Consider the following 8320-nt stretch of genomic DNA (forward strand, 5'->3'; position numbering starts at 1 on the left):
TGCGGTTGTCTTCGCCGGCCTGGTTGGCGCAGCCGTACAGCACATCGTCCACCTGCGACCAGTCCACCTGCGGGTAGCGCACCATCAGTTCGCGCAGCGGCACCGCGCCCAGGTCGTCGGCGCGTACGCTGCTGAGGGCACCGGCGTAACGCCCGATGGGCGTGCGTACGGCATCGATGATCAGGGCATCAGTCATGTGTGGTCTCCTGGGCAAGCACTGTGCCTTGCACCTTGTAGGATTTGCCATGGAACAGCGCAATCAGCTGTCCGTTCTGGTTCTCGACGCGAACGTCGTAGTTGCCGGTGCGCCCGCCGCGGCTCTGCTCCAGGCAACACGCGGTGAGCGTGTCGCCTTCGAATGCCGGCGCAATGTAGTCGATACTGCAGCCAAGGCCGATGGTGACCTGGTTGTAGGTATTGCAGGCCACGGCAAACGCCGAGTCGGCCAGGGTGAAGAGGTAGCCGCCATGACAACTGCCATGGCCCTGGATCATGTCGGCGCGCACCGGCATGCTCACCTGTGCCTTGCCCGGCGCCACCGCCAGCAACTGCATGCCCAGCGCAAGGCTGGCGCGGTCGCGGCCGAACATGGCGTGGGCGCACTGGCTGGCCAGGTCCATCGCGTGAAGGTCAGTCATGCAAGGCGCCCCCTTCGGCGACCGCGCGCCGTATCAGCAATGAAGGCCGGTAGCGGCTTTCGCCGTAGCTGGCCTGCAGGTTGTCGAGTACCGCGAGCACGCCGGGCAGGCCGATGGCGTCGGCCCAGGCCAGCGGGCCTTGCGGGTAGTTCACGCCCTTGCGCATGGCCAGGTCCACGTCTGCGGCGCTGGCCACACCATTGAGCACGGCATCGGCCGCCTCGTTGGCGAGCATGGCGACGGTGCGCAGCACCAGCAGCCCTGGCAGGTCGGCCAGCGGGCTGACCACCAGGCCGGCGGCCTGCAGCAGTGCTACGGCCTGGTCGCGCGCAGCTGTAGTGGTGTCGGCCGACCAACTGATGGCGATGCGGCTGGCCGTGGCGTAGTCCAGTGCCAGGTCGAACAGCACCAGGTTCTGCAGGCCGTCGTCGCGGGCCCGCTGGCTGGCCAGGCGGCCGTCACTGAGGGCCAGCACGGCATCGCCCACGCGAATGACACCGCGCCCAAAAAGATCTGCGCTGCCCGGCATTGCTGCGGGAGCGGGCTTGACCCGCGATGGGGCCCGGGAAACCTTGATGCCCTGCGCCTCGATGCGCGCCAGCAGGCTCTGCGCAACGCCCAGATCCCCCTCGACCACGCACTCGTCGACGCGCACACCACTGCGCACCTCACTGACCACCGGGCGTGCCGCTGCAGGGCCATAGTCATAGAACCCCTGCCCGGTCTTGCGCCCCAACCGGCCGGCATCCACCAGCGCCGCCTGGATCAGCGACGGCTGAAAGCGCATGTCGCCGTAGTAGGCTTCGAATACCGAACAGGTCACCGCGTAATTGACGTCGTGTCCGATCAGGTCGGTCAGTTCGAAAGCGCCCATGCGAAAGCCACCGGCATCACGCATCAGTGCATCCAGGGTGACGCAGTCGGCCGCGCCTTCCTGCAGCAGCCGCAGGCTTTCGGCATAGAACGGGCGTGCCACACGATTGACGATAAACCCGGGCGTCGAGCTGGCATGCACCGGTGCCTTGCCCCAGGCCTTGGCCGTGGCATGCAGGCTGGCCGCCACCTCAGGCGCGGTGGCCAGGCCCGAGACGATCTCGACCAGCGCCATCACCGGCGCAGGGTTGAAGAAGTGCACGCCCAGGAAACGTTCGGGGCGCGCCAGGCCGGCGGCGATACGGGTGATCGACAGCGACGAGGTGTTGCTGGCCAGCACGCAGCCAGCCGGGCAGATCGCCTCCAGCCGCGCAAACAGCTCGCGCTTGGCTTGCAGGTTCTCGACGATGGCTTCGATCACCAGGCCTGCGTCCGCCAGTTCTTCCAAGGCCTGCACCGCGTGCAGACGGGCCAGTGTGGCATCACGCTGCTGCGCGCTCAGCTTGCCCTGGTCCACCCGCTTGCCCAGTTGCACGCCCAGCCCTTCGATAGCCGCCTGCGCAGCGCCGGGGCGCATGTCGTGCAGCAGCACCGGGTGCCCGGCCTGCGCGGCTACCTGGGCAATACCGGCGCCCATTGCGCCGGCACCAATCACTGCCACGACGGTATGTGTGTCCAGTGCAGTCATGCTCAGCACCCCTTGAACACGGGGGCGCGCTTGGCCATGAAGGCCGCCACGCCTTCACGGTAATCCTCGCTGCGCCCGGCCAGGCGCTGCAGGTCGCGCTCAAGTTCCAGCTGCTGATCCAGGCTGTTGTCCAGGCTCGCATTGAGCCCGCGCTTGATCAGGGCCAGCCCCGAGGTCGGTTGGGTGGCCAGGTGGCGTGCCAGGGCCAGGGCTTCGTCACGCAACGCAGCGTCGTCGACGCAGCGATAGATCAGCCCCCACTGTTCAGCCTGCTCGGCCGACAGCTTGTTGCCCAGCAAGGCCAGCGCCCTGGCCCGCGCCACGCCGACCAGGCGCGGCAGGAACCACGTGCCGCCTGAATCTGGCACCAGGCCCAGCTTGCAGAAGGCCTGGATGAAGCTGGCCGAACGCGCCGCCAACACCAGGTCACAGGCCAGCGGAATGTTGGCGCCAGCACCTGCGGCCACGCCGTTGACCGCGCAGATCACCGGCAGCGGCAGGTCACGCAGGGCCTTGATCAGCGGGTTGTAGAATTTTTCGATCGACTCGCCCAGGTCGGGCATCTGCGCGCCGGGTGCCACGTTGCGGTCGGACAGGTCCTGCCCGGCGCAGAAGCCACGCCCCTCGCCGGTCAGCAGCAACACCCGCACCTGCGCGTTGCCGCGCACCTGCTTGAGCGCCTCTTTCACCTCGGCATGCATCTGCGCATTGAAGCTGTTGAGTTGATCAGGGCGATTGAGGCGCAGCAGGGCCACGCCGTCATCGATGTCGAAAAGAATGTGTTCGAAGGTCATGACCGTTAACACTCGCAAGGGTGAAAGGAACTGTCAGCGGCCGGTGAATACCGGCAGGCGTTTTTCGCGAAAGGCGGCGATGCCCTCGCGGCGGTCGTCGGTGGCCGCCAGCACGGTGAAAGCGTGACGCTCGAAACGCAGCCCCGTGGCCAGGTCGGTGTCCATGGCCTTGAGCAGCGATTCCTTGGCCAGGCGCACGGCCAGCGGCGCCTTGCGCGCAATGGCCTGGGCCAGTTGCACGGCACGCTCGACGGTGAATTCGGGCTGGGTGACTTCGCTGACCAGGCCGGCGCGCTGCGCGGCCTGGGCATCGATGGGCTCGCCGGTGAGCACCATCTGCATCGCCATCGACTTGCCCACCGCACGCAGCAGGCGCTGGGTACCGCCGGCGCCGGGCATGATGCCCAGGTTGATTTCGGGCTGACCGAAACGCGCTTCGACGCCGGCAATGATGATGTCGGCGTGCATCGCCAGTTCGCAGCCGCCACCCAGGGCGACACCGTTCACGGCAGCGATAAGTGGCTTGCTGAAGCGGCTGATCTGTTGCCAGCAGGCAACCCGCGGGTCGTTGAGGATGCCGACCGCGTCACGCTCGGCCATTTCGTTGATATCGGCGCCGGCGGCGAACGCCTTGCCGCTGCCGGTGATGACCACGGCGCGGCAACTGTCGTCGCGCTCCAGGCCCTCCAGCACAGCGGCCAACTCGACCAGCAGGCGCGTATTGAGGGCGTTGAGCACCTCAGGGCGGTGCAGGGTTATGAGACAGATACCTGCGTGAGGGGTATCGAGCATCAGGGTGTCAGGCATGACGGTCACCGCACGTGCCAGTCGGGGCTGGCTGTTGTTGTTAGCTCTAGGCCGGTTGCCGCAGAGTATAGCCACAATGCGATACACAAAATCAACAATACACACCAATATCCGTGTCTATTTATTTTCAATGCCTGCCAAAATCACTAAAAAACCCACTTAAAAGCGACATGCAAAGCGATACATCAACTCGTTGCATTGAAATCACAATGCGTTATATTTTGCAGCATCAGCCTCTACCCCTCACAGGAGCCCACCATGACGTGCTACAGCCTTGACGGCATCACGCCGGTCATCGACCCCAGCGCCTACGTGCACCCCACGGCCGTGCTGATCGGTGACGTGATCGTTGGCCCCGACTGCTACGTCGGCCCGTTGGCCAGCCTGCGCGGCGACTTCGGGCGCATCGTGCTGGAACAGGGGGCCAACCTGCAGGACACCTGCGTGATGCATGGCTTCCCCGACAGCGACACGGTGGTCGAACGCAACGGGCATGTCGGCCATGGCGCCGTGCTGCACGGTTGCCGCGTGGGCGCCGATGCGCTAGTGGGCATGAACGCCGTGGTGATGGATGGCGCGCGCATTGGCGCCGGCTCGATCGTGGCGGCCACCGCCTTCGTCAAGGCCGGCTTCGACTGCCCGCCACGCGCGTTGCTGGTGGGTTCGCCGGCCGTGGTCAAACGCAGCCTGAGCGACGACGAAATTCGCTGGAAACAGGCCGGCACAGCCGAGTACCACGCGCTGACCCGGCGCTGCCTGGAACAACTGGTGGAGTGCAGCCCCTTGAGCCAACCCGAACAGGACCGCAAGCGTGTCAGCGACAGTACGCACCGCCCGAAAAACCAAACGGTCTGAGCCGCCGGCAATGCTGGCCTTGAAGGACAAACGGCAGTTATATTCCGGGGTTTCACCCAGCGGATCTTCCATGTCGTCGCTCGCCCCTCTCAACCAGCTCGTCACCCGCTTCCAGGAACAGATCCCGATCCGTGCCAGCTCGCTGATCGTCACCCTCTACGGTGATGCCATCGAACCCCACGGCGGTACGGTGTGGCTGGGCAGCCTGATCCAACTGCTGGAGCCGTTCGGCATCAACGAGCGGCTGATCCGCACCTCGATGTTCCGCCTGACCAAAGAGGGCTGGCTGACCGCTGAAAAGGTGGGCCGACGCAGCTACTACAGCCTGACCGGTGCCGGCCGGCGGCGTTTCGACAAGGCCTTCAAGCGTGTGTACAGCTCGGTGGTGCCGGAGTGGGACGGCTCGTGGCACCTGGCGATGCTCACCCAGCTGTCGGCCGACAAACGCAAGCAGGTGCGTGAAGAACTGGAGTGGCAAGGCTTCGGTGCGATTTCGCCGGTGGTGCTGGCCAGCCCGCGCGCCGACCGTACCGACATCAATGCCACGCTGCTGGACCTGGACGCGCTGGACGACACCATTCTGTTCGAGACCACCGGCCAGGACGTGATGGCCTCCCGCGCCCTGCGTGCACAGGTGCGCGAAAGCTGGCGCATCGAAGAGCTGGGCGCGCAGTACAGCGAGTTCATCCAGCTGTTTCGCCCGGTGTGGCAGGCACTGCGTGAACAGGACCCGCTGCAGCCGACGGACTGCTTCATGGTGCGCCTGCTGTTGATTCACGAATACCGTAAACTGCTGCTGCGCGACCCGCACCTGCCCGACGAGCTGCTGCCGGGCGACTGGGAAGGCCGCGCGGCACGCCAGCTGTGCCGCAACCTGTACCGCCTGACCTGTGCCCCGGCCGAGCAATGGCTGAGCAGTGCGATGGAGACGGCCGACGGCCCGCTGCCCGATGCCAGCGAGAACTTCTACCGGCGCTTCGGGGTTTGCGCTAACCCCGCGCCACAACGCATCACATACACCCTAAAAACAATGCCAGGTGTGAGGTGTGACCCATGAATGCAGCGACTGCCCAGCATCAGTTCCAGCAATGGCTGGCCGATATCAACCACGCCTGCGGCGAGTTCGACGGTGCCGCGCTGTGCGACGACTTTGTGGGCGACATCCGCCCGCGCCAGCTTGGCGCCTTGCGCTTCAGCCACGTCAACAGCGCCCATGCGCGCCTGCTACGCACGCCGCGCGAGGTACAGCGCAGCAGCGAACACAAGTACTTCGCCGTCTTCCAACTGCACGGCACGGCCAACATGGCCCAGGGCGAGGCGCGCGAAGTGCTGCTGCCGGGCGATATCCTGCTGATCGACAGCGCGCGCCCCAGCGACTTCACCTTTGGCGCCGCCTCGCAGCAGATCTCGCTGATCCTGCCGCATGAACGGGTCGACCAGTTGCTCAAGTTCACCCCGGTGGAGATCGGCCGCAAGATTCCCTCCGGCTCGCCGGTGGCGCTGCTGGCCCAGCAGATGCTGTTGTCATCCACGCAGCTCGATGAGGTGAGCCTGGCCGAGAGCGAAGCAGTCATCGACGCCCTGATCAGCCTGATGCGCCCTGCCCTGTGCGGCAGCGACAGCAACCCCGACCCACATGAACGGATCTTCAAGAAGAGCCTGGCGCTGATCGAGGCGCATATTGCAGACGAAGCGCTGTGCCCGGAAATGATCGCCCGCGACATCGGTGTGTCGATGCGCGGACTGTACCGGGTGTTTGCCAAGAAAGGCCTGGTGATCGCGCAATACATCAAGAACCGGCGCCTGGACATCTGCGCCGAAACCCTGCGCAACCCGCAGTCCAGCGTCAAGCTCTCGGCGCTGGGCTACACCTGGGGCTTTTCCAACAGCAGCTACTTCACTACCGCATTCAAGCAGCGCTTTGGCGTATCGCCGGGCGAGTACCGCAAGCGCTACAGCTGATGCGTTGCGGCACGCCGGATCAGTGGCGGATGCACACCGACTTGGTCTCGCTGAGCATCCAGCCAGTCGACGCCAAAATCACGGCCGGTGCCCGACTGCTTGAAGCCGCCGAACGGCATGTTGGCGTCGATCAGCGTGTGGCTGTTGACCCACACGGTGCCGGCCTGGATGCGCGGGGTCAGGTCCATGGCGGCCTTGAGGCTGGTGGTCCACAGGCTCGCGGTCAGCCCGTAGTCGCTGTCGTTGGCGCGGGCCAGGGCCTCTTCCACGTTGGCCACGCGGGTCAGGCTCAGTACCGGGCCGAACACTTCGCTGCGGGTCAGGCGCAGGTTGTCGTCGGGGTTGAGAATCAACGACGGGCTGACGTAATAGCCGTTGGCGTCCGGTGCACTGGCGCCGCTGATGATCTGTGCGCCCTGCTCGCGGGCATCGGCCAGGTAGCCCAGCACCGACTGCTGGTGTGCGCCGCTGGCCAGCGCGTTGATCTGCGCCGTCGGGTCCAGGCCGGGGCCGATGCTCAGGCCCTTGATGGCCTGTTCGAAATCGCCGGCGAGGCGATCGAACAGCGCGCCTCGACATAGATGCGCGAACTGGCGGCGCACACCTGGCCCTGGTTGAGGAAGCTGCCCATCATCAGGCCTTCGATCACCTGCTGCGGGTCGGCGTCGGCCAGCACAATGGCCGGGTTCTTGCCGCCCAGTTCCAGTGACAGACGGGTAAGACGGTCGACCGCTGTGCGGGCGATGTGCTTGCCGGTGGCGGTAGAGCCGGTGAAGCTGATTTTCGCGATCAGCGGATGGCTGGTAAGTGCGGTGCCGCATACGCTGCCGCTGCCGGTGACCAGGTTGAACACGCCGTCCGGGATGCCGGCTTCGGTGGCCAGTTCGGCCATGCGCATCAGCGTCAGCGGCGTGATCTCGGAGGGCTTGATCACGATCGAACAGCCGGCGGCCAGGGCCGGCATGACCTTCCACATGCCGATCATCAGTGGAAAATTCCACGGCACGATACCGGCCACTACGCCGACCGGTTCCTTGCGGGTGTAGGCGGTGTAGCGTGCGCCTTCGGGCACCGGGATCGACACATCCAGGGTACGCCCGCAGATCTTGGTGGTGAGCCCGGCGGTGTAGCGCATCCAGTTCAGCGTACTGCCCACTTCGAAGGCGCGGGCGATATTGATCGACTTGCCTTGTTCGAGGGTTTCCAGTTGTGCGAGTTCTTCGCCGTGTTGTTCGAGCAGGTCGGCGTAGCGCAGCAGGATGCGTTCGCGTTCGGCGGGCGCGCGGCGTGACCATACGCCGCTGACGAAGGCCTGATGCGCGGACTGTACGGCCTGGTCGACATCGTGCTGGCTGGCGTCGGGGGTGCTGGCGATGGCCTGGCCGGTGGCCGGGTTGAAGACCGTGAGAGTAGTGGCGGAGGAAGACGGCCGCCAGCCGCCGTTGATGTAGAGGCCGTGCTGCCTGTTGAGAAAACTGTGGACAGAGGCAAGCATCGACACGGTACTGGCAGTCATAAACGCTCCTTTTTTGTTTGGGGAACAACACCGGAGAGTGTATGGGGGTGGGCTGGGTGGGGTGTTTCGCTGGCTGCCAGGGTGCTTGGTGGGTGTGCCAGATGGGGGGGGGGGTGTCAGAAATTTTGTGTTCGGGCATAACATGAGTAAGAGGTGCATGTATGCCAACCAAAAAGAAATCTGAACG

Annotated in this window: 7 protein-coding genes and 2 pseudogenes; 3 read left to right on the forward strand and 6 right to left on the reverse strand. The window is 65.3% G+C overall.

The window, feature by feature from the left end:
- The 5 genes from G3436_RS16840 to paaF form a co-directional block, all read right to left on the reverse strand.
- On the reverse strand, positions 1 to 196 hold a 196-nt coding region (locus G3436_RS16840; protein ID WP_476644174.1), incomplete at its 3' end, for a thiolase family protein.
- Positions 189 to 638 carry a hydroxyphenylacetyl-CoA thioesterase PaaI gene (gene paaI, locus G3436_RS16845; RefSeq protein WP_163947126.1) on the reverse strand — a complete coding sequence of 150 codons (450 nt, stop codon included), beginning with the start codon at positions 636 to 638 and terminating at the stop codon, positions 189 to 191. The genes G3436_RS16840 and paaI, both read right to left, overlap by 8 nt.
- Positions 631 to 2199 carry a 3-hydroxyacyl-CoA dehydrogenase PaaH gene (gene paaH / locus G3436_RS16850; protein ID WP_163947129.1) on the reverse strand — a complete coding sequence of 523 codons (1569 nt, stop codon included), beginning with the start codon at positions 2197 to 2199 and terminating at the stop codon, positions 631 to 633. The genes paaI and paaH overlap by 8 nt, the downstream gene beginning before the upstream one ends.
- Before the next feature lie 2 nt (positions 2200 to 2201).
- Positions 2202 to 2993 (reverse strand): 2-(1,2-epoxy-1,2-dihydrophenyl)acetyl-CoA isomerase PaaG, encoded by a 792-nt coding sequence (gene paaG / locus G3436_RS16855; protein WP_163947133.1) that lies wholly within the window; start codon positions 2991 to 2993, stop codon positions 2202 to 2204.
- A 33-nt stretch (positions 2994 to 3026) separates the two neighbouring features.
- Positions 3027 to 3800 (reverse strand): 2,3-dehydroadipyl-CoA hydratase PaaF, encoded by a 774-nt coding sequence (gene paaF, locus G3436_RS16860; RefSeq protein ID WP_163947136.1) that lies wholly within the window; start codon positions 3798 to 3800, stop codon positions 3027 to 3029.
- A gap of 258 nt (positions 3801 to 4058) precedes the next feature.
- On the opposite strand from paaF, the gene paaY reads away from it, so the two are divergent.
- The 3 genes and pseudogenes from paaY (at position 4059) to feaR (ending at position 6617) form a co-directional block, all read left to right on the forward strand.
- Entirely contained in the window at positions 4059 to 4655 is a 597-nt protein-coding gene (gene paaY / locus G3436_RS16865; protein ID WP_163947139.1) for a phenylacetic acid degradation protein PaaY, read from the forward strand.
- Positions 4656 to 4725: 70 nt separating this feature from the next.
- Positions 4726 to 5637 (forward strand): annotated as a pseudogene (gene paaX, locus G3436_RS16870) (phenylacetic acid degradation operon negative regulatory protein PaaX); the annotation flags it as partial.
- 71 nt (positions 5638 to 5708) lie between these two features.
- Entirely contained in the window at positions 5709 to 6617 is a 909-nt protein-coding gene (feaR, locus tag G3436_RS16875) for a transcriptional regulator FeaR (RefSeq protein ID WP_163947145.1), read from the forward strand.
- A 19-nt stretch (positions 6618 to 6636) separates the two neighbouring features.
- On the opposite strand, the pseudogene G3436_RS16880 reads toward feaR, so the two are convergent.
- Positions 6637 to 8133 (reverse strand): annotated as a pseudogene (locus tag G3436_RS16880) (aldehyde dehydrogenase family protein).
- Between the last annotated feature and the right edge of the window lie 187 nt (positions 8134 to 8320).

The sequence above is a fragment of the Pseudomonas brassicae genome (assembly GCF_010671725.1).
In the GTDB taxonomy this organism is placed as follows: Bacteria; Pseudomonadota; Gammaproteobacteria; order Pseudomonadales; family Pseudomonadaceae; genus Aquipseudomonas; species Aquipseudomonas brassicae.

Coding starts and splice junctions, on each gene's coding strand:
- paaI (WP_163947126.1), bottom strand. CDS start 638: ATGACTGACCTTCACGCGATGGACCTGGCCAGCCAGTGCGCCCACGCC.
- paaH (WP_163947129.1), bottom strand. CDS start 2,199: ATGACTGCACTGGACACACATACCGTCGTGGCAGTGATTGGTGCCGGC.
- paaG (WP_163947133.1), bottom strand. CDS start 2,993: ATGACCTTCGAACACATTCTTTTCGACATCGATGACGGCGTGGCCCTG.
- paaF (WP_163947136.1), bottom strand. CDS start 3,800: ATGCCTGACACCCTGATGCTCGATACCCCTCACGCAGGTATCTGTCTC.
- paaY (WP_163947139.1), top strand. CDS start 4,059: ATGACGTGCTACAGCCTTGACGGCATCACGCCGGTCATCGACCCCAGC.
- feaR (WP_163947145.1), top strand. CDS start 5,709: ATGAATGCAGCGACTGCCCAGCATCAGTTCCAGCAATGGCTGGCCGAT.